This is a genomic window from Picosynechococcus sp. PCC 7117 (assembly GCF_001693275.1).
Lineage (GTDB): Bacteria > Cyanobacteriota > Cyanobacteriia > Cyanobacteriales > MRBY01 > MRBY01.
Window position 1 is genome coordinate 2728890 of sequence record NZ_CP016477.1, and the last position, 21595, is coordinate 2750484.

Consider the following 21595-nt stretch of genomic DNA (forward strand, 5'->3'; position numbering starts at 1 on the left):
ATTTAGAGATTTCACTCAAACAAAATTAGCCGGACAAACTATAGACCGTTGGCCTGGAGAGGCGCATCTTCAACCTTGACCCGGTGGGTGGTGAGCACCATGCCATCACTGCGTACCACCAGGGCCGAGTACCACATATCTCCCGCTTCGGTGGGGGCTTCTACCCGTTTAAAAATGCCGCCAGCAGGCAGAATATCCAGGTCAAAGGCCTCCGGATTCGTGTAGGTGCTACTGGTAATCGGTTCTTCGAGGGCACCCCCCAATAAAATTTCTTCTCCCAAGGGATCCTGCACAATCACATCAAAGCCAAAATCAGCGGCAGGGGCAACGGTTTCTGGGATCAAGACTTTCAAGGCGGGGGGATTGTCGCCACTGGTGAGGGTTGACGCTTCAGACAAAATATCTTGGCTAATCAGTTTGTCCCCTTGGAATGTCTGTTGGGAACGGATTGTACTTTCATAATGAACCCAGCGGCCTGCTTGTTTCTTGAGGCCCCGCACTTGGGTTTCGGTTTCGGCCACGAGGCGATCGCCTGTTTGTTCCCAATTGAGGAGCTTGGTGTTGTAGCTCAGGCGGGGATATTCTTCCCAGAGTTGGGTTAACAAGTCCTGGAGATCCGTTTTGGAGAGTCCGTCGCTGTGGGTAAAATTCTCACCATAAAAATTTAAGAGTTGTTCTAATTGTTGGTCATTGGCGGCTTGGTCAATGTCTACCAAAAGATCCGTGAGGGAAGCTGGGGCAGTGGCCGGAGTGCGGGCCTCGCTGCGTAAACCAAATCCCAGGGTTAAAACTCCCGTGGCGATCGCCATGCCAAAAAACCGTTGCCAAGATTGCCAGTAGCCCATAAATTTTCGATCACTCCTTCAAGCGGACAAGTTCCCATCAGTTGATCAGAACGTGTAATCTATTCTAGAACCTGAGACGAAAAACGACTGAAATTGTGGCAAAGGCAGTGACCCGAATCTTGATGGCGGCCAGTGGCACCGGGGGACATCTCTTTCCGGCCCTGGCGGTGGCAGAAAAATTAACGGACTGTGAGATTGAATGGTTGGGGGTACGCGATCGCCTCGAAACGGATTTAGTGCCTAATCAATATCGCCGTCACGCGGTCACGGCCAAGGGACTCCAGGGCAACCCCCTCCAAAAGCTAGTCAATGGTTTGCAGTTGCTCGCGTCTATTTTTCAAACCTACAAAATTTTAGGCGATCGCCAGATTGATCTTGTCTTTACCACCGGGGGATATATTGCCGCTCCGGCAATCCTGGCGGCGCGACTGCGACGAATTCCGGTGATCCTCCACGAGTCCAATGTACTTCCCGGTAAAGTGACCCGCCTGTTGGGGCAATATGCCACTGCTGTGATTATGGGCTTTCAGGAGTCGGCCCAATATCTACCCAAAGCAAAAACCATTCACCTCGGCACCCCAGTGCGAGCCGAATTTCTCACGCCCCAACCTCTAGAGTTGGATATTCCAGGCGATCGCCCCTTGATTTTGGCGATGGGAGGCTCCCAGGGAGCCGTGGGGATTAATCAATTGGTGCGTCAATGTGCGGGCCGCTGGCTCGAAGCCGGAGCCTCGATCGTTCATATCACCGGGAAAAACGACCCTGACGTTGGTCAGTTCCAGGCCGAAAACTATCTCACCTTGCCCTTTGTTGAGAATATTGCTCCCCTCCTGCAACGGGCGGACGTGGTGATTAGTCGCTCCGGGGCCAGCGCCCTGACGGAATTAACCATTACCAAAACGCCGTCCATTCTGATTCCCTATCCCTACGCCGCCGAGGATCACCAAACCCTCAATGCCCAGGTTTTTGCGAAACACGAAGCCGCACTGTTAGCACCCCAGGCTGAATTAACCCCTGAATCCCTTACAGCGATGGTCTTGGGTCTATTGGGAGCACCGGGAAAACGGGAGGCGATCGCCGCCAATGCCGCTGCCCTAGGGATGCCAGAAAGTGCCGAAAAAATCGCCTATTTCCTGCGTACTACTCTGCGTTTGTAGGGGTTTCAAGATTCGGATCACCCGGTTGCGTCGGTAGAGGTTCACGGTTTAACAGCCAGTTCAAACCAAAGGCCGCCAGGACTAACATCAAAAGAATCGCCACCAGACTCACCAGAATTAAGGTGAACTGGGATAGACTGTTTTCTGTTTCTGGTTCCGACGCCAGTTCCGCCTCAAGGGTTGTGTCTAGGGCGAGATCCGGGGGGACAAATTCTGGCTCAAAGTCTTCAGGGGCGGGAGCCGTTTCAAGTTCCGCGGCCTGGGTGAAGGTGTCCGTTGTGAAGCGGTAGAAAGCGATCGCCGCCGTAATGTTATCTTCAGGATTTTTGGCGATCGCCTTCTCAATCAAGCTCTGGAGCAGAGCCGCCGGGGGCAAATGACCCTGGATAATCACCGGGGCGAAGGTCTGCCAATGGGACTCTAAAAATTGCTGGTCACTCAGGCCGTCAGAACAGACCACCAACACCCCATCTTCAGCAAACACGAAGCGGCGAATCACAGGATGGAGGCGATCGCCCCCTTTAATCCCTAGGGCTTGGGTGAGGGCCATGTGATCGGGGCGCTGTGACCCTTGACGATAAATGGCCCGGCCCGCCTGGACTTCCCGACTGAGCACATCATCGTCCACCGTTAAGCAAACGCATTGATCTTTAGTGAGCCAATAGGCCCGGCTGTCCCCCACCTGGGCAATGTAGAGTTCGTGGCTGTGGCTATCCTGGAGTTCGTCGGCCTTGGGTCTTTGGGGTACCTGGAGGGCAAGGGTTAGAGTAGTGGCCATGCGATCGCCTCCCGTGCGTCCTTCTTGATCGTTACGTTCGGCGATCAAGTTATTTGTAATGCGAATGTAGGCCGCTAGCTGTTGTTCGATGACCGCCGGGGGAACCACTTCATCGGTATCAAATAGCCCTTGGAAAAAACCTGTCAATTGCAACTTGAGGGATTGAATTGCCAACTGACTCGCTACTTCACCTTGGCCATGGCCTTCAACGCCGTCACACACCATTAGTAAATGATCACTCAAGGCCAGGGTTGCCGTAGGGGGAGCGGCTAAATCCTGGGTCGTGGGGTAGTGGGCATCTTGGTTGCTTGTGGGGAGTTTTCCCTGGTCGGTGGCACTGGCGATCGCCATTTGCAGATGTTGCTGGCTAGACTGCTCTAAAAGGAGCTGATTTAACCGGGGCAAAATGATCTCTAGATCTGCATCCGCTTCGCTGAAACTTTCAATTAGTTCCGTCAGCATTGCTTGGACTGGCGGCGTGCTTTCGGACAGGAGCGATCGCCAGGACGTTACTAAGGCCCCTAAGGTGACAGGGGCACCAGGGGGATCGGCCAATAATTCCATCAGTCGGAGTCGCCAACCATCGACCCGGATATTTTCTAACGGCAAAAGGCTAGTGCCCATGGCCACGGCTGCCAAATCTTCCCAGAGATCAAGCATTTGCCACAGCCAATTTAACTGTTGCAGCGGGGAAGCATCGGCCCAAACCGATCCTAGGGCAGGCAGCAGTTCCCCTTGATTGTTAATTGGGATGTTGTCGAGGAGTAAAATTTCCCCTTCCGGGAGAGACAAAATATCGTAAATGCGGGGCAAGTGCAGTTGACGGGAATATAATTTGCCATAGCGTTGGGCCAGGTCATTGGGGGCTGTGCAGTCCGGTGGTGCTTCGGGCTTGGTGTCTTGCCAAATTTGCGGCGCAACCACCCAGTAGCGATCGCCAACAAGATCCGCTGCCTGAAAGGTTAACGCCAAAGAACCCGATGCTCGGAGATAAGGAAGAGTAATAGACATAAACTTTAGAAAACAGTACAGCGCACAAACAGCCCAGGCCCAGTAGTCAAGCTATGATGAAGTCAGCGGTCAATGGTGCTGACCCACGGAGGCCATCCCTGATCGAATTATATGGCGAAAAATCCCCAGTATTAGGGTCTCGGTGAATGCTCAATCCTTTAATGGTCTGGTTAATTATTGGCGCGGTGCTTTGCTCCCTAGAGTTTATTTTTCCCACCGCCTTCATGGAGTTTATGCTAGGGCTTGGGGCCGTGGCTGTGGCTGTCATTGTGTATCTCATTCCGAGCCTGAATCCGAATATACAAATTTTTCTATGGCTGCTGTTTTCGACCATCGCCATTGTGAGTTCCCGCCGTTTTTTTACCCCCAAAACTTCCATTCGAACCCTCAGTGATGCTGCCGATGCCGAAACCCTAACGGCGATCGCCCCCGGTGAAGCTGGCCGCGTTTTGTACGAAGGCAACTCCTGGCGCGCCCGCTGCGCCGACGAAACCGTCACCATTGATCCCCACCAGACCGTTTATGTGCTACGTCGGGAGGGCACAACCTTAATTGTTATGCCCCGGCATCTCCTTGAACCCTAGGCCCATGTCCCCAACTCAGAAGAGGTTTAGTTAAGCTCAGTTAACCTGTAAGCAATTCTATAATTTGAGAAGTTTTTCACCGATAAAATACATTTAGATTGCAGCTTTTTTCCGACACCATTTCTTACCGCTCTAGCCATATCTATGTACCAGTCCCTTGCTGCCCTATGTGCCGCTTTGATGTTAACGGGCATTGTCTATGTCCTCGTAAAACATGATCAAAAAATCGCGATGCGGCAACAGGACTATCGCTACATTATTTTTGGTTGCATCCTGTTAGCTTTAGGGCGTTGGTTATCTTTTTTGCAATTCTCCCAATACCTCGGTACCCAGTGGCAATCTTTAGGAACGGTCTGGCAGTTCGGTGAGCGATTTATTAGTGAAGGTGTTGGGCTGATCTTCGTTGGCGTTGGACTGGTGCGGTGGTTGCCAACTTTAACGACGTTCCAGCGGCGGGCCTCTGCCTACAGACAGACCAGTGAAGCCTTAGAATCCGAACGCAATATTCTGCAAGGATTATTTAATAGTCTCCAAGGCGCGTTGTTCGTCTGTGATGGTGCGGGTAACTTTATCCGTTGGAATCGTTTTTATCAAGAAGTGCTCGGTTTTAGTGATGCAGAGATGTCTCACCTCAAGGCGATTGAGACGGTTGTGCCTGAAGATCGAGAGTTTGTGCAGCAACAGTTACTAGAAGTTTTTAGTCAAGGCTATGCAGAAGGGGAATTTCGAGTCCGGACAAAACAGGGCAAGACCTTAAGACTATATGGATTTGCGTCGCGGGTTGAGCTTGATCTCGATCAAAATGCTTCGGGATTTACGGGCATTGCCATTGATATTTCCGCTCTCAAACAGGTCGAAGCGGAACTACGACGTTCCCAACGGTCTTTGCAGATGCACAATTGCTTCTTGACCTTGGCCCATGCCCTTACCCAGCGGTTACATGGCTCCCTAGAAATTGAAGATATCGCCCGGGAAACCACGACAACGCTACATCAGTACTATGCAGAGACTTGTATTGGTTTTTATTTATTAGAAGGTGCAACTTTTGAGGATGGCCTACTCAAGCTCCAGAGCCATGCGGGTTTTTCGTCGGAAAGGCGCGTTGCCCTCAATCAACTCACCGCCAGCCATCGTCTTTTTCGCTATGCTTTGCAGGATAAAACGCTCCAAATTTTAGACGCTGCGGAATTGGCTTGTTTTTGTGATGATCTCAGTCCCCAAAGTGTTGCCCTGAGCAATGCGGCGAAGGTTTTAACGATTCCTTTGATTTTCCATGAACAACAGTTTGGCTTGCTGTTGATGCTATTCCAAGAGGATAAAACCTTAGCTTCCTATGAAATTGATACCCTCCGCGCCCTGGGTCAGTCGATTTCTTTGGCGATCGCCAATGCGCACCATTTCAAAGAACTGCGCTACCAAGCCCGCTACGATAGTTTGACGACCATCGGCAATCGCAATTTATTCCATGACACGATTCAGGAATGGTTAAATGCGCCCTCCTTGGGGTACGAGTTAATCATTGTGATGCTCATTGACCTAGACCGTTTCAAGGATCTCAATGACACCCTGGGCCACAAGCTTGGGAATACCTTTCTGCAACAGATTGCCCTGCGCTTACTCTCGGCCCTCAGTCCCTACCAGGGGATTGTCTGTCGTTTGGGGGGAGACGAATTTGCCGTTGCCTGTCCGATGATGCACAGCGAATGGGAAGAAGCCTGCCAGCATGCGGTGGAATTGGCCGATATTTTGCAGGCGGCAATCCAACAGCCCTTTGTCACGGCGGGCAATGTGATTCATATTACGGCGAGCCTGGGAATTGCGATGTTCCCCAACCACGGGACAGACAGCCACGCCGCCCTCCGCAGTGCCGAAGTGGCGATGTATGCGGCAAAACAAAAACGCACGGCCTATGAGATTTACCACGAAGATATTGACCACTACACCCCGCGTCGCCTCGCCATTCTCTCTAGCCTCGGGAAACCGAGCGCCCGCCAACAATTCTTTTTGTGCTATCAGCCCAAGTTTGATCTCCGGCAAAAAAGACTGATCGGCGTAGAGGCTTTAGCCCGTTGGCACCACCCCACGTTTGGGCTTATTTCCCCCGCTGAATTTGTCCCCCTCGCGGAACAAAGCGATGCAATCCACGCGCTGACCTACTGGATTTGGGAAGAAGCTTTCCAACAAAAAAAAGCCTGGCAAAACCAAGGTCTTGATTTGGCGATCGCCCTTAATCTATCGGCCTGTAGCTTGTTAGATCCAAACTGCCTAACCACCTTTGAGTCGCTCCTCCAGCAATATGAAATCATCCCTGCACAGGTTGAACTCGAAATTACAGAAACCGCCCTCATGAGTGACCCGCGCTATGCCCTAGAGCTATTACAATGCTTCGCTAATCTGGGGGTGCATTTATCCATTGATGACTTTGGTACCGGATATTCTTCTCTGAGTTATTTACAGCGGTTTCCGGTTCATGCCCTAAAAATTGATCAATCCTTTGTGGTGGATATGCTCACCAACGAACAAAGCCTGGTGATTGTCCGCTCGACGATTAATTTAGCCCATAGCCTCGGCCTAGAAGTGGTGGCAGAAGGGGTCGAGAATCAGGCCATCCTGGATTTACTCAAAGAAATGGGGTGTGACATAGCCCAAGGATATTTTCTCGGGCGTCCTCAAAGGGCCGAACAGGTCCATCGCTTCTCCGCTGAAGGCCTCAAGCGAGTTGTTTAGAAAGACACTACTTGGGCTTGCCGAAAACCTGAAAAATAAAGTGGTGAAATGTAAACTTTTTCGACTTTCTTGTAGCCACCACGACAGGCACGCCGTCCCAAAGAGATATATTGTTACAATAACTTAAAGAAAATACCAGTAAATTTAATTTGTATCAGCTATGGGTCGTGTTGGGGTCTTATTACTTAACCTAGGTGGGCCAGACAAATTAGAGGATGTCCGTCCTTTTTTATTTAATTTGTTTGCTGACCCCGAAATTATTCGTTTACCCGCGCCATGGATGCAAAAGCCGCTTGCTTGGCTCATTTCCACGCTCCGGGCCGGCAAATCCCAAGAAAACTATAAAGAAATTGGCGGTGGTTCGCCCCTCCGACAAATCACCGAAGCCCAGGGGACAGCCCTCGCCCAAAAATTGGCGGAGTGGGGTCAAGAGGTCAAAGTTTATGTGGGGATGCGCTACTGGCACCCCTTCACCGAAGAGGCGATCGCCGAAATCAAAAAAGACGACCTTGATCAGCTTGTGGTATTGCCACTCTATCCCCAGTTTTCTATTAGTACTAGCGGGTCTAGCTTCCGGGTGCTCGAAGAAATGTGGCGCACTGACAAAGACCTCAATCAACTCGATTACACCCTCATTCCCTCCTGGTATGACCATCCCCAATACATTGCTGCGATGGTCGATCTCATTCGCCAAGAGCTGGATCAATTTGATAACCCAGACCAGGCCCATATTTTCTTTAGTGCCCATGGCGTCCCCCAAAGCTATGTCGAAGAGGCAGGGGATCCTTACCAACGGGAAATCGAAGAATGCACCAAGTTAATCATGGAAGCCCTTGGTCGTCCCAATGACTATACCCTGGCCTACCAAAGTCGTGTTGGCCCCGTGGAATGGCTCCAACCCTACACCGAAGATTCCCTCATTGCCCTGGGCGAAAAAGGCGTGAAGGATTTGGTGGTGATTCCCATTAGTTTTGTGTCTGAGCACATCGAAACCCTCCAGGAAATCGATATTGAGTATCGGGAAGTTGCCGAGGAAGCTGGCATTGAAAATTTCCGCCGCGTTCCGGCTCTGAATACCCATCCATTGTTCATCGAATCTTTGGCGAACTTGGTCACCGATTCCCTCGAACAATGTCCTCGCACCTTTGGTCAGGTCACCCACCCCAAAGAAAATATGAAAATGTATCCCCAAGAATTGTCCTGGGGCATGAATACCAGCGCCGAGGTCTTAAATGGCCGCCTCGCCATGATCGGCTTTTTGGCGTTGTTGTTGGAGTTGATTAGTGGCCAAGGCCCGCTCCATTTTGTTGGCATTATGTAAATAACATCCCCTAGCTCCCCCTTCGGAAGTGACATCCCCTTAGCTCCCCCTTTCAAAGGGGGATTTTTGTTAAATGACGCGCTCGTTGCCGCCATCAAGGGGAATTTGGGCGGCGGTTGTTTTAGCGAATAGATCACTGCAAAGGGTTACGGCACATTCAGCGACGTCCTGGCTAGTGATTTCCACCTGGAGGAGATTGTTTTTCTTGTAATCTTCAATGGTCAGGCCGTAGGCTTTGGCGCGTTTTTCGAGCACTTCAGGTGTCCAAATTCCTGTATCGAAAACGGCATTGGGATGGACGGTATTGATCCGAATCCCGTCTGAACCCCATTCGAGGGCGGCCACCCGTGCCAGTTGGTTGAGGGCCGCTTTGGAAACGGAATAGGCAGCCACCCCTTGACCTGGGGCAGCAACATTTTTCGAGCCAATGAGCGCGACCCGGCCCCCTTTCGGTGCCAGTTTCAGAAAAGGATGGCATTCCCGCAGCAGAACCAAATTGCTGTCGAGATTAATGCCGAGTACCTGTCGCCAGTGGTCGGTGGGAAGATTGGCGATCGCCTGACTGGGGGGGAAAATACCGGCATTGAGAATCACCAGATCCAAACCGCCAAAATACTGAACCGCTTGCGCTAGGACGTTTTTGAGTTGGGTTTCGTCGGTGAGATCGCAGGTCAGGCCCAAAAAATCGGGGCGATCGCAGAGGGTTTCGATGGCGGGGTTGATATCCAGAGCTACCACCGCTGCACCTCGTTTGAGGAGAGATTCAACGCAGGCTTTGCCAATGCCAGAGGCGGCCCCTGTCACCAGGGCAATTTCCCCGGTAAATTCTGGTGGATTGCCGCCTTTTTTCAGTTTGGCTTGCTCTAGATCCCAATATTCCATGTCAAAAATATCTTTTTGAGAAAGGGCTTGGTAATGACTGAGCTGTTCAGCGCGGGAAATAATTTCGATGGTGTGGCGATAGATATCGGCGACAATGTTGGCGGCTTTTGCTGTTTGACCAATGGTAATTAAACCGAGTTCCGGATCGAGAATTACCCTGGGGGCCGGATCAAGCATGGTTTTGGGTTCCTTGGCCTGGGGCGCTTGGTTGGTGAAATAGGCTTTGTAAGCGGCGGCGAACCCTTGCACATCGCGGCCAATTAGGGGCACAGGTTTGGTGCGAATTACATGGTCGGGGGTGGCGGGATTTTGTTGGGAAATGCGCGCTAAATCGTCCCTCTGGGTAAAGTTCAAAATTTCCGGGCGGCGATCGCCTTTGAGAATGACCGGGAAACCTGCCACCTGGGAAACGTCGTAACGGAGTTGGGCTAGGGTTTTCGCGATGGGAGTGTCACTGGTTTTTACAGAACGTTGGGGAATCTGCCAAGCCCCTTGCTGCTGGAGATAGGTTTCTGCTTCCTGGACAAGGGCAATCATCCGTTCGTAGGATTCCTTGGCGGTGGCCCCAAAGGAGAAAATCCCATGGTTTAACAAAATCATCCCTTCGGTTTGGCCGTGGGCTTCGGCGGCAAACCTTTCGGCACAAAGGCGAGCCAGGTCAAATCCCGGCATGATGTAGGGAATAATCACCAGGCGATCGCCATAAATTTCTTTGATTCGCTCCAGTCCCTCCGGCGTGTTGCTAATCGTCACAATTGAGTCGGCATGGGTGTGATCGACATATTTGTAGGGCAAAATGGCGTGCAAAATCGTTTCCACCGAAGGAGTCGGGGCGGTGGCGACGGTCATTTGGGTCTTTAGTTCGTTGACCATCTGGGGGTCACTTAGACTGGGTAATTGAGCCAATTTCAACAAATGCTGCAGCCGCACCGGGGCAAAACCGGCTGCTTCGATGGTTGCCAAATCCCAACCGCTCCCTTTGACGTAGAGGATTTCTTCTGTTTCGCCAACTAGGTTCGTTTCCGTGACCTTGACAGAGGTATTACCACCGCCATGGAGTACCAAAGAGGGATCTCGCCCTAACAAACGCGACGTGTAAACCCGCAGGGCCAAATCCCCCTGGTAGGTGGCTGCTTCTTGATCATTCCAAAGGCTTTTCATGTACTGACTTTCCGTGAATCTGCTCAGTACAAATCTTAGGCCGCTTCGGGTTGCAGAGCTAAAATTTACGGCGCTAAGCGTTGCCGTTGCCAGGTGCGATCGCCTTGTAAGGTAAACACAAGTCGGTCATGGAGCCGACTGGGACGTCCTTGCCAAAATTCAATTTTTTCGGGCTTCACCAAAAAGCCGCCCCAATGGTCTGGCCGGGGAATCTCTTTATCGGCGTACTCGGCTTCGAGGTCTTTGAAGCGCTGTTCGAGAACTTCCCGGTTGGCGATCGCCTGGCTTTGGGCAGAGGCCCAGGCCCCAATTTGGGATTTACGGGGGCGGCTGGCGAAATATTCATCGGAGCGTTCAGGAGGCAGTTTTTCGACGGTGCCTTCGATGCGCACTTGCCTTTCTAGGGGTTCCCACCAAAAGACCAAAGCCGCATATTGGGTTCCTGTTAGTTCCAAACCCTTTTGGCTGGTGTAGTTCGTAAAAAATGTAAACCCTGCTTCACTAAAATCTTTTAAAAGCACAACCCGTGAACTGGGTTTCCCGTCAGGGCCGACGGAGCTGAGAACCATCGCATTGGGCTCACGAATTTCATCAATTTCCGTTGCCTGTTGGAACCAGGTGGCGAATTGCACCATGGGATCATCACTCACATCATCTTCATGGAGACCCGCTTTGGTGTAATTTTGGCGGAGATTGGCAACGTGCATAATCATCGGCGGCACCAACGAACTAACGGTAATGGACTCAAAGGACAGAACAAAAGTCGCTTTGTATTGTAGTGGAATTTTTTTGCGGATGTTGGCCCTAAAAACTAACCACCACTGACGGGAGGAATCAAAACCACCTCATCGCCCTCCTGGAGCACTGTTTCCGGGGAGACAAATTCTAAATTCACGCCAAAGCGGGTGACGGCCTGCCATTCTGCCAAACTGGGATGTTCACTGAGAATGCGCTGGAAAACGTCCATAACCGTACTGCCAGGGGCAACTTGCCAATGTAAAACTTCGGTGCCGTAGGTTTCCTGGTAGATTGCGAAGAGCTTAATGGTGATTTGGAGCGGGGCAGACATTGAATGTTTTCGGGTGAGGGGGAGTTGTGAGGACATTTTCAGAGGATCATAGCGGTGTTGTTGGGGTTTCGCCAAAGGAATCACGCTGACAGGATTTTTTTGGGGTATCCTTGGGTTAAATTTCGCCTCCTTCCAGATAACAACCATCGATGAATCTCCTTGAGTGCTACAAAATTTTAGGGTTACGGGTTGATGCAGAGCTGGAAGCAGTAAAAGCGGCCTATCGTCGTTTGGCGCGGCAATGTCACCCGGATGTAAATCGCGGCGATCGCCAAGCGGAATACAAATTCATCCAGATTACCCAAGCCTACAAAGTCCTAGCAGAAATCCACCGTTCTCCGGACAAACAAACCTGGCTCCCGTCCCCAGAACCACAGCAGCCCCCAGGGAGGGCGATCCTTTCTCCTTTAGATCAGCGGCTGAAGTGGCAGAGCTACCAACGGCTCCAGGACTGCCTACAACAACAACGCTATGCCAGGGCGATCGCCTTAATGGAAGGTCTAGCCCAGCGGCTCCCCCAGGATCTAGAGGTGCGCCAATGGCAAGGGATCACTTATCTCAGTTGGGGCCGCCATTTACTCCAACAGGGGCAACACCACAAAGCCCGCACCTATCTCCACAAAGCACTCCTGGCTGACCCCCACAACCGCAAGCTACGCCAACGGGTAGAGGAACTATTACAGACAATTTTGATCCCTGCGATTTAATCGAGGCCGCAAAAAGTGTAGTAACCGCCGTCATTGCACCTTTTCTGGTGGGTGGGTGGCTGTTGGGGACTTGGACATATTTGACGAAAACTGCTGGCGATCGCTTAATGAGTACCACAAAATAGGTTTAGCCTTGTTTTAAGACGAATCTTAACCCTGGATCGGCTCAGCCAAAGACATCTGCTGCCAAAGGCTGACAATTAAGTTTTGTAATCCTGGGTGCGTCATCTGTCCAAAGGCAGATCGCTAGATAGACATCGTTAAGAAATGCAGATATGATGAAAGAACAGTAAAGAAAAACCATCTTTTTGTAATGGAAAAATAAAGTACATATACTTACTAGCAAAAGTAGCTCTAAAAAAAAGGAGATCGCCGCTAGAGCTTGTCGTTAACAAAAACATTTTTTCTGCGCTGTTATCGGCCAGTTGTTGTTCCAACTGACCCAACAAAATTCAAAAAACCAAATAAAACAAAGTTTATTTTTTTTAGAGAACTTCTTTAAAACAAACTGACTCAGGTATCTTTTTTTGATCAAGGAGATGCCCTCTTTGTAGTAAAAAAATCAAAAGCAACCCATAAATTGCTCGATTTTTGACGACGATTTTGTGTGCAAATACAAAATATTTAATCCATTTAACTTGATATCCGTAATATCAATTAGGCATTCTTACTTGGTACTGTTTTGACCGTAAAAATACCTAAAAATGCCCTTAAAACCACTATACTTAGGTGTAATTAATATCTTTTAAACATATAAATCAGTGAAAATAATTGCTTTTTCTTGTGTTTTTACCTGAAAACAATGAACTTTATGAACTTTTGTATTTTTGTTTTTTTTGCTATTAGGTTTTGGATCTCTTTTGGGTATGATTAGGAGTATAAAGCAAAAAGAAATTTGTCAAGCCAGACGATCACTGCCTCAAATTCAAAAATGCTTTACAGGTCAGAAGTTTTTTGTTTTAAAACTGAGGAAAAGCCATGAGATCCCACAACTTTTTCAACTCCAAATCTGCCAAGCTTATTATTGGTGGTACGATCTTTGTCTCAGCCATTACCGCTGCTAACTTCACAATGCTGTCAGCTTATGCTGATCCAACGGATGCTAATGATGTGGCATCTTTCTCCGGAACAGTCGATGCTCAATGTGCTATCAAGACGAGTGCAGGCTTTGATGCAACGGCTGTTGATTACACACCAGACAACGTGACGGTTCTTGAAAATACCGGACTATCCGCAAGTGACCAAATTGACTTTGACTGTAACAGTGAAACAGTGAATATTTCACTCACTAACATTACTGCCACCTCACCTACTAGCACGAATACTGGCGCTGACACCCTCGAAAGCAGTGTTTCTCATACTTTCACTCAGAGTATTAATGGTGCAGGAGCAACTGCATTTAGTGATGGCTCAGGTAATAATCTTACTGGTGAAATTACTGATGCAAATGGAGATATTAGTCTTGTAATTGCTTCGGCTTGGTCTACGACTGCTGATGAGTTAGTCGCTGGTGCTTACTCTGCATCTGTGACTGTAGACATCACCGCACAGTAGTTTCTACTCTTTCCTTGATTGTTGTGTCAGAACAGTTTCCTCTCATTTTTTGGGGGGAACTAACCTAACCATTGCACCTTAACTAAATTCATTTTTTTCTTCGGCAGCTTCTAAAATATCAAGCAGTCACGTCATCGGATCACACTTCAGGTAATGAATTCTCAAGCCGTTCCATCTCCCAAGTGGTGGTTTCAGATCATCTTCCTCTCTCTGTTTTTGAGGGGATTCCAAACAAAGCAAGCCTCCGCCCAAACCCCAGGATGCTTTACGACGAATGTCCCCTCTTCCCCTCTCAGCTACGATGTCACCAGCACAACCCAAACCGAAAGCTACGCCGTGACATTTCGCTGTACTGATGATGGCACGACCGGAGGAAACAACCTCAGTAATGTCGATCTAGATGTGACGCTACTGCCGCTTACGGCACCGACCACTGGCCCGGCTAATCTGGATCTCGGTTCCCCGAATGGCGTTACTCATACAGTTTCTGTCGGCACAGGGGCTTCTTTTACAAATCTGGTCGATACTCAAACCACCGTAAATACCAGTGGCTCAACCAATTTAGTCGTGTCAACTGCTGGTGGTAAAGGCGAAAATCTCTCCCTCGATGGTACCGGAACGATCACGGTGAATATCCAGTCCAGATTTGCCCTCCAGGGGAGCGCCTCCGAATTTGCTGCTGGCACCTACACCACCCAGTTTGAAGTTGATGTAACCCCAGTTGGTGGGGGCACCACTGCTGATGAAACTACCACAATCAGTAGTACGGTCAGCCCCAGTTGCGTCCTCGATAATGTGATTCGCTTCCGGGAAACAGCCACCCCCTATATCAAAACAGGCAGTGAACCCAATGTTTCCCAGCTTCAAGCCAGCGATACAGCGAAGTTTGACTGTAATGCCACCACCGTCGATATCAACTTTAGTGCAGACAGCGCGACCTACACGCCGCCAACAGGGGGGGCAACCAACCTGACCGCGACCCATCAATTCGCCTATGAACTCAATGGCAACGGCTTCAACAATTACAGTGGCCCAGAGCTTATTGAAAACCAAAATACAGATGACAATGGTGATGCAACCTTAACGATTCGCTCCACCTGGACGCCGAATAGTGATCAACTGTTCGCTTCAGAATACAACGCCCAAACCACTGTCACCATTACGGCTAAATAATACACACATAGGCAATTTGTAAGCAGCCTTTCTCCGTAGATTGCTTCTGGGCCATCATCTTTTCATTATCCATTACTTCTTTTCTTCCTTGTCCTATGGCTTATTCTGTTGTGTCTTGGCGCAAAAACCTTAGCTGGGCGCTCTGTTCTTTGGCTTTACTTTTGCCACTCCCCCTCAACGCCCAGGTGCAAGTCTCTCCCATGGTGATCAAAACAGAAACCAGCCAGGGGATGGCAAATGGGGTGATCAGTCTAACAAACCAGGGAACCCAATCCCAGCGGGTACGCCTCTCGGCGGAATCTTTTACCTATACTCGAACTGGTTTTTCCACCGCAGAGTCCGATCCCTATGACCTCAGTCCTTATTTGATGTTTTCCCCTAAAGAGTTGGTTCTAGAACCCGGCCAAACGAGACGAGTGCGACTGATTACGCGAATGTTGCCTTCGACGGCAAATGGTGAATATCGGTCGGTGATCTTTGCTGAACCCCTGCGAGAACGAGATGAAGCGGGGGGCGGTTTGAGTATTCGGGCCCGTGTGGGGGTGACAGTTTACGTGAAACATGGCCAGGTCAATTTTGCCTTGACTCCCGTTGAGGCGAGCTACGATCCAACGAAACAAGAATTTCAACTTTTGGTGAGTAACCCCAGCAATGGTACGGTGCAATCAAAAGGCACCTGGACATTGTCACAAAATGATCAGCCTTTGCTCCAGGCAGATATTGATCAACGTACTGTAATTGCCGGAGGCGATCGCCTTTTTCCGCTAGAGCTGCCCCCAGACCGGACTAACTTGCCGGCGGGAACCTATCAAGTAGCAGGGCAGTTGCAATGGAGCGAATCTGGAGCAGTGACCACAACACCATTTTCCTTTGATGTCACGGTGCCTGCCGCACGGTAGCGTGCCTTAACCCGACCCTCACCAATGGGAAAAATAAATTCAGCCAGATGACTTATTTTGTTGTGAGAAATTGTGGCGCACTCTAACCTGAAAAAGTCTCACATTTTTCCCCGTCGTTTAGAGTATTTACCCTTGACCTTTCGGCTACTACTATTCAGCTTTTTCATGCTTTTCCTATTGGGTGCTGAGGTTGTTGATGCCCAACAGGACAGCGAGCCTGCTGATAATGGTGCAACGGAAACCACGTCGGAGACTTTCCCTGCATCCTTTGATTTGATTCCGGTGGGGATTAAGCTTGGCGATCGCACTGCCAATCCTGGCACCTTGGTTCGGGGTTCAGAAAATGGCATTCAAGCTATTGATTTTTCCAACTGGGCGATCGCCTACAATGATGTCCTAAAAGCGCTCCAATTTACGGCAACCCCCCTTGCCGATGGCACCATAGAATTGCGGTCTCCGGCAGCAGTCATCAGGCTCGATCCCAGCCTTCTCGATACAGATCCACAATTGGGCTTGGTATTCACCGTCACCCAGATCCGCGATCTGCTACAAATTCCGGTGGAGTTTGATATTTCTGAATATGCTATTGTTCTGACCCCTGAGTGGCTGAGGGCATCAGGTTCTTTGGGATTAACTGGGCGATATTCCCTCCCGGAGCGGCCCATTGTGCTGGAGGGTCTACCCCGCATTGAAGCTCCGAATTTGTCTTTTAGTGCCATTGGTCAAGAAATTCGTGTGACAGGAGGAGGCGATCGCCCCACAGAATACGAAGGCGATCTGGTTGGCATCGGGACATTTTTTGGGGGAAGTTGGTACAGCAAGATTGATCAACGCGATTTAACCGATCCCCGCAGTTGGCAACTCGAAGAATTTCAATACCTACGCCAAACCCCTAGCACCGACTATGTCATCGGCGATCAGCGTACCTTTTGGCCAGAGGGCAGTGGTCGCTATACAGGTGTCAGTATCGTGCGCCGCTTTGGCTTTCAACCTCCCACCGAATTTACCAATGCCAGCGATGGCTTTAATCCCCAACAACGTCTCAATAGCGATCGCCTAGAGCGTGATATCCGAGGCCGCGCCGAACCAGGGACCCTCGTTCAACTGGTCAATAAAAATGGCAATTTAATTGTTGGGGAACAACTCGTTGATCAGTCTGGCATCTATCGCTTTGAAAATATTCCCAGTGCTTCTACCAATAAAGGCAGAGGCGGCATAGCCGGTAATCGCTACGAACTTCGACTTTATCCCAATGGTCAACTGAGCGCCTTCCCAGAAATTCGGGCCGCTGAATTTTCTTCTCTGCCTGGGCAGCTGAGTAAAGGCACCTCAGCCCTCCTTCTCTCTGCTGGCTTTGAACGGCTTCGACAAGCGGATACTTTTTTTGGCTCCCTCTCGGATGATCTCCAGGGAGGATTCGCCTACCGTTGGGGCGCCACGGACAATCTCACCCTCGGTACGGGTCTTTTTTACGATGGTCAACTTAAAGGTCTAGGGGAATTTTTCTTTCAGCCCGGTCGATTGCCCCTGCGGATCACGGGAGCAGCAACCTTTAATAGCGACGAACAACGGGGAGAACAACAATCTGATCTCCGCTACGATCTCAATGTCCGCTTCAATCCAGGCCAGAGGTTTGATTTTGAGTTTGACAAAGATGAACTATCTGAGCGCATTCGCACCCGCTGGGATGTCAGTGACAATTTTCGTCTTGCCTTCAACAGTAACAGCAGCGATCAAATCGCCCAGGCCACTTGGCGGCTTTTTCCGGGTTTTAGTACGCGGGTTGGTTGGAGCTTTAACAATAAAGCCCTGGAAGGTGGATTCGACCTCAGTGGTGCCCTTGGGGATCTTTTAATTCGCAATAGCGTAACCTTTAGTGCCGACCAAAGCCCTGATTGGCGATTGTTTTCCCGCTATCAAAACCTCACCCTAGACCACCGGCTGCGTGACCGTCAGATTGCAACGGAAGTAGAGTATTTTTTCCGTAATCCTGAAGCCCTGGTGGATACGGGTCACTCGGTCTTTGTGCGCTACCAAAGTAGCCCCAACGAGGACAACGAGGCCCGGACGAACGAGCTGCTCGTGGCAGGGTGGCGCTATGAAATGAATTCGACGGTGGGCGATCGCCTTTCCGACTGGATCGTCGATCTTGGCTATGGCGTTGGCACCCAGGGAGCAGGATGGCAAATTGCTGTAACCACCAATCAGCTCTTGGGCCTGAATCTAACCGCGCGGTACCAAGATATTTCTCTTACGGGTAATGAGTCAAGCTTCAGCCTCCTCATTGGTTCCGATGCAATCCTTTCACCTAATTTCAGCCTAAAACCCAGTCGCTTTGAACGTTTACGAACAGAGGGTGGCATTGTGGTGATCCCTTTTATCGATGCCAATCGAAATGGTGTCCAAGATGAAACAGAAACGGCCTATTTGCAAGGGATTGAGGCGGAAACCGCAGACTTTTTATTCTTGATTAACGAACAGCCCATTAACCGCTTTAGTGAATATGAGCCGGATTTGCGACGGAGAGGAATCTTTGTGCGACTGCCACCAGATACCTATCGCTTCGATGTAGATCCGGCGGGCTTGCCCCTGGGCTGGCAGACAACGCAGTCGGCCTTTGCAGTAGAAGTGAGTGCTGGTAGTTACACGCCTATTTATGTGCCCCTTACCCGTGCCTACATTGTCGCGGGCACGGTGGTCAATGCCCAAGGGAAACCACTGGGTGGGGTAAGGGTCGAAGCAGTCAACCAAAACAACCCCCAGGAGCGATCATTGTCGGTGACCAATGGCGCAGGTATCTACTATCTAGAATCTGTAGGAACTGGTGTCTATGACCTATTCATCGATGGCAAACCCGCTAAACCGGGCCAGCTCCGCATTGAGATAGATGCTGAAGAATTTACAGAATTGGATTTGCGCCTGTAATCTTGGTTTGCGGTTAAGCCTCGACATATTGGGCGATCGCCTTCAGGAAGCGCACCGGGTGAAACGGTTTTGTGAAGTAATCATTGGCACCGAGATCCTGGGCTTTCTGGCGGTGGAGATCATTATCGCGGGAGGTGAGCATTACGAAGGGTAAGTGATCCCATTGGCTTTGGCCCCGCACCATTTGCAAGAGGGTAAAGCCATCATAACCAGGCATTTCCAGGTCACAAATTGCGAGATCAAAGGTTTGTTTTGAGCGGTTGAGGAGGTTCCAGGCCTCTTTGCCATCCCGGCACTGCTGCACCTGATAGCCGACTTGATTCAATAGTTTATTGAGGGTACGGCGGACAGCAACAGAGTCATCAATGACCAAAATCGTCGGTTGGCGCTTGGGTTGTTCAGGGGCGGGGCTAGAAGCTTGGGGTTGCTCTGGGCTGGTCAAGAGTTGCTCAAAGGCATCGGGTAAAAGCACCGGAATCACTTCCCCGGAACCCAACACGGTACACCCCGCAACGTAGGGAGGATAGGCCACGGTATTGTCTAGGGATTTCAGCACCAGTTCCCGCTCCCCAAGGATTTCGTCCACGGCGATCGCCAAAGATTTTTTCCCCTGGCGTACGATCAGACCGATGGTGGGCGCTGGTCGCTGTTCCGGGGGCAAGAGGAGATTGCTTTGGGGATAGGGCAGCAGTTGATCGAGGGCATGGAGTTTGAGGGGGGTGCCCTGCCAATCGAGAAATTCTGGATACTCTAAATTGTCTTTGTTAACCAGCGAGAGCACAGCTTGGACAGTCACCGAAGGAAAGGCGATCGCCTGTTGCTGGCAGCGGCAGAGGAGTAACGGCAAAATATTAAAGCTCAGGGGAATGCGGATCGTAAATTTTGTCCCCTGGTGCCGCTCACTACTGGCGGTAATGGTGCCCTTGAGTTGGGCCAGTTCGAGGCGGACAATATCAAGACCTAGACCCCGACCGGAGAGATCGCTGACGGTGTCCCTCGTCGAAAAGCCTGGGGCAAATAAATATTCAAGGATTTCGGCTTCGGTCGGTTGGTGATTGGGCGCACAAAGTCCCTTGGCGATCGCCTTTTGTTGCACCCGGTTTAGATCAATGCCCCGGCCATCATCCTGCACCAAAATTTCCACCATATTGCCCCGCAATTGCGCACTGAGGCGAATGGTTCCCGTCTCGGTTTTTTGGGCTTGGCGGCGTTCCTGGGGCGGTTCAATGCCATGGTCAAAGGCATTTCGGATTAAGTGGGTCAGGGGCGTGCGCAATTGTTCCAAAATTGCTTGGTCTACCAAAACCTGTTCCCCCTCAATGGCTAGCTGTGCCATCTGGGGATAGCGTTTGCTTAAGGTCTCCAAGGACTGACGGAAACGGCGTGCTAAGTTGCCAAAGGGCATCAGGCGTGATTGAGTCAGATCCTGGTTGAGATACTCTAACTGTTGCCGCACCCCTTCTAAAGATTCTTGGAACTCCCACCGCATTAGTTCCAAATCTTCCTGGATCTCCTGCACCTGAACCATTAGTTCCTGGAACTGCTGGAGTTGGGAATGGGCCTGGGTGTATTGGTCAAAGTGGAGGGTATCAAATTCTGTATGGGTCGTAGTGGCCAATTCTAAGGACGGTTTCTGGCTGCCACCATTTTGGCCTGAACCAGCGGTAGCCACAGCCAATTTATCGTAGAGGGCTGTCACTTCATCGCGGATCGGGTTGAGTTGCTGGGTTCTTTTTTTAAGATTGCGGCTAGCCCGGAGGAGTTGATCTTGGTGCCGGGTGAGTTTTTCATAGCCAATAAACAGTTCCCCAACGGCATTCCCCATGCGGTTGAGTTGCTGGATCGGCATCCGAATTTGCAGGCTAGAGGTTTGTTTGGGAGCAGGTTTTGGCGTGGCAGGAACTGGATCGGGACTGGGGTCAGCCTCGGCTGGGATCTCAAGTTTTGGTGGTTCTGGAACGCTTAGGAGAGCTTGGAATGATTCGCTAATCTTGGCCTCATCAGGGTTGGTTAGGTATGCCTGGGTCAGACGACGGATTTCGGCGATCGCCCCTTGGCTGAGGGTAACAGAATCAATGGCCGCACTATCTAGGGCCGTTTGGATCAGGGTGGCAATGGCCTTCAGCCAGGGAACCCCAAGGGCATCCCCTAGGAGGCGGCATTCTTCTTCGAGGGTTTTGAGTTGGCGGGCGGCACTGCGGGGGGTGGGATCGTGGGTGAGGAGTTTTTCGAGGCGCTGCACACAGGCTTCGAGGTCCACCTTAAGGGCGGTGGCGACAAATTTACTGGGGGCATTACCAGCAGGAGCAATGGCTTCGGGTGCAGGGGTCTGGGCCTGACCGAGAAATTCTTGGAGGGCGATCGCCATTTGTGCGGCCCCCGGACTGTCCCCTGGGTGGTCGTCGTCCCGGGCTGCCAAGTCGAGGCAATGTTGCACCTCCTCCATGGCGAGGCTGATCAAATCGAGTGCAGTCTGTTCTGCTTTAATCCGGCCGGCGGCGATCGCCTCTAAGAGATCCTCCATCTGGTGGGCTAGGTTGTGCAGGGTCGATAATTCTGCGATGCCAGCGCCCCCTTTGATGGAATGGGCAGCGCGCACCAGATCTTGGTATAGCTTTGCCTGATCGTGGCCTGCGGGTTGTTGGAGTTCTGCTTGCAACAGCCCCATACTTTGGTGGAACAACTCAACAAAATCCGGGGCATCTTCCAGCAAAAAGCAGTGGCGGGCTTCGAGGGCGATCGCCTTTAAACTAGCAGCATCCAACATGGCAAAGATAGTAAAAGAACATTAAAACAGCCGAA

15 protein-coding genes are annotated in these 21595 nt (G+C 50.7%); 9 read left to right on the top strand and 6 right to left on the bottom strand.

The window, feature by feature from the left end; all coding sequences use genetic code 11:
- Positions 1–38: 38 nt before the first annotated feature.
- Entirely contained in the window at positions 39–845 is an 807-nt protein-coding gene (locus tag AWQ22_RS13035; protein WP_030007942.1) for a hypothetical protein, read from the bottom strand.
- Between the two features lie 107 nt (positions 846–952).
- On the opposite strand from AWQ22_RS13035, the gene murG reads away from it, so the two are divergent.
- Positions 953–2002, top strand: a complete 1050-nt coding sequence (gene murG, locus AWQ22_RS13040) for an undecaprenyldiphospho-muramoylpentapeptide beta-N-acetylglucosaminyltransferase (protein ID WP_065711365.1) — start codon at positions 953–955, stop codon at positions 2000–2002.
- Here the strand turns inward: murG and AWQ22_RS13045 are convergent.
- Positions 1986–3791 carry a protein phosphatase 2C domain-containing protein gene (locus AWQ22_RS13045; protein ID WP_065711366.1) on the bottom strand — a complete coding sequence of 602 codons (1806 nt, stop codon included), beginning with the start codon at positions 3789–3791 and terminating at the stop codon, positions 1986–1988. The genes murG and AWQ22_RS13045 overlap by 17 nt on opposite strands.
- Before the next feature lie 146 nt (positions 3792–3937).
- Here AWQ22_RS13045 and AWQ22_RS13050 point away from each other — a divergent pair, with 146 nt between their 5' ends.
- The 3 genes from AWQ22_RS13050 (at position 3938) to hemH (ending at position 8423) form a co-directional block, all read left to right on the top strand.
- Positions 3938–4375, top strand: coding sequence for an NfeD family protein (locus tag AWQ22_RS13050; RefSeq protein ID WP_030007945.1), 438 nt, complete (start codon positions 3938–3940; stop codon positions 4373–4375).
- A gap of 144 nt (positions 4376–4519) precedes the next feature.
- Positions 4520–7102: an EAL domain-containing protein gene (locus tag AWQ22_RS13055; RefSeq protein WP_065711367.1), complete on the top strand. Its 2583-nt coding sequence runs from the start codon at positions 4520–4522 to the stop codon at positions 7100–7102.
- A 160-nt stretch (positions 7103–7262) separates the two neighbouring features.
- Entirely contained in the window at positions 7263–8423 is a 1161-nt protein-coding gene (gene hemH, locus AWQ22_RS13060) for a ferrochelatase (protein ID WP_012308184.1), read from the top strand.
- A 69-nt stretch (positions 8424–8492) separates the two neighbouring features.
- Here the strand turns inward: hemH and AWQ22_RS13065 are convergent, their stop codons facing one another.
- The 3 genes from AWQ22_RS13065 to AWQ22_RS13075 form a co-directional block, all read right to left on the bottom strand.
- Positions 8493–10466 carry a bifunctional aldolase/short-chain dehydrogenase gene (locus AWQ22_RS13065; RefSeq protein ID WP_065711368.1) on the bottom strand — a complete coding sequence of 658 codons (1974 nt, stop codon included), beginning with the start codon at positions 10464–10466 and terminating at the stop codon, positions 8493–8495.
- Positions 10467–10531: 65 nt separating this feature from the next.
- A complete protein-coding gene (gene pdxH / locus AWQ22_RS13070; RefSeq protein ID WP_065711369.1) occupies positions 10532–11179 on the bottom strand; it encodes a pyridoxamine 5'-phosphate oxidase in 648 nt (215 codons plus the stop codon).
- Between the two features lie 98 nt (positions 11180–11277).
- Positions 11278–11535: a MoaD/ThiS family protein gene (locus tag AWQ22_RS13075; protein ID WP_012308187.1), complete on the bottom strand. Its 258-nt coding sequence runs from the start codon at positions 11533–11535 to the stop codon at positions 11278–11280.
- 149 nt (positions 11536–11684) lie between these two features.
- On the opposite strand from AWQ22_RS13075, the gene AWQ22_RS13080 reads away from it, so the two are divergent.
- The 5 genes from AWQ22_RS13080 (at position 11685) to AWQ22_RS13105 (ending at position 18793) form a co-directional block, all read left to right on the top strand.
- Complete coding sequence (locus AWQ22_RS13080) at positions 11685–12242, top strand: J domain-containing protein (RefSeq protein WP_030007951.1); 558 nt, start codon at positions 11685–11687, stop codon at positions 12240–12242.
- A gap of 978 nt (positions 12243–13220) precedes the next feature.
- Positions 13221–13796, top strand: a complete 576-nt coding sequence (locus tag AWQ22_RS13090) for a hypothetical protein (protein WP_065711371.1) — start codon at positions 13221–13223, stop codon at positions 13794–13796.
- A 153-nt stretch (positions 13797–13949) separates the two neighbouring features.
- Complete coding sequence (locus AWQ22_RS13095) at positions 13950–14969, top strand: hypothetical protein (protein WP_065711372.1); 1020 nt, start codon at positions 13950–13952, stop codon at positions 14967–14969.
- A 95-nt stretch (positions 14970–15064) separates the two neighbouring features.
- A complete protein-coding gene (locus tag AWQ22_RS13100; RefSeq protein WP_065711373.1) occupies positions 15065–15868 on the top strand; it encodes a hypothetical protein in 804 nt (267 codons plus the stop codon).
- 72 nt (positions 15869–15940) lie between these two features.
- A complete protein-coding gene (locus AWQ22_RS13105) occupies positions 15941–18793 on the top strand; it encodes a carboxypeptidase-like regulatory domain-containing protein (protein WP_065711374.1) in 2853 nt (950 codons plus the stop codon).
- A 13-nt stretch (positions 18794–18806) separates the two neighbouring features.
- Here the strand turns inward: AWQ22_RS13105 and AWQ22_RS13110 are convergent, their stop codons facing one another.
- Entirely contained in the window at positions 18807–21560 is a 2754-nt protein-coding gene (locus AWQ22_RS13110) for a response regulator (RefSeq protein WP_065711375.1), read from the bottom strand.
- Positions 21561–21595 lie beyond the last annotated feature (35 nt).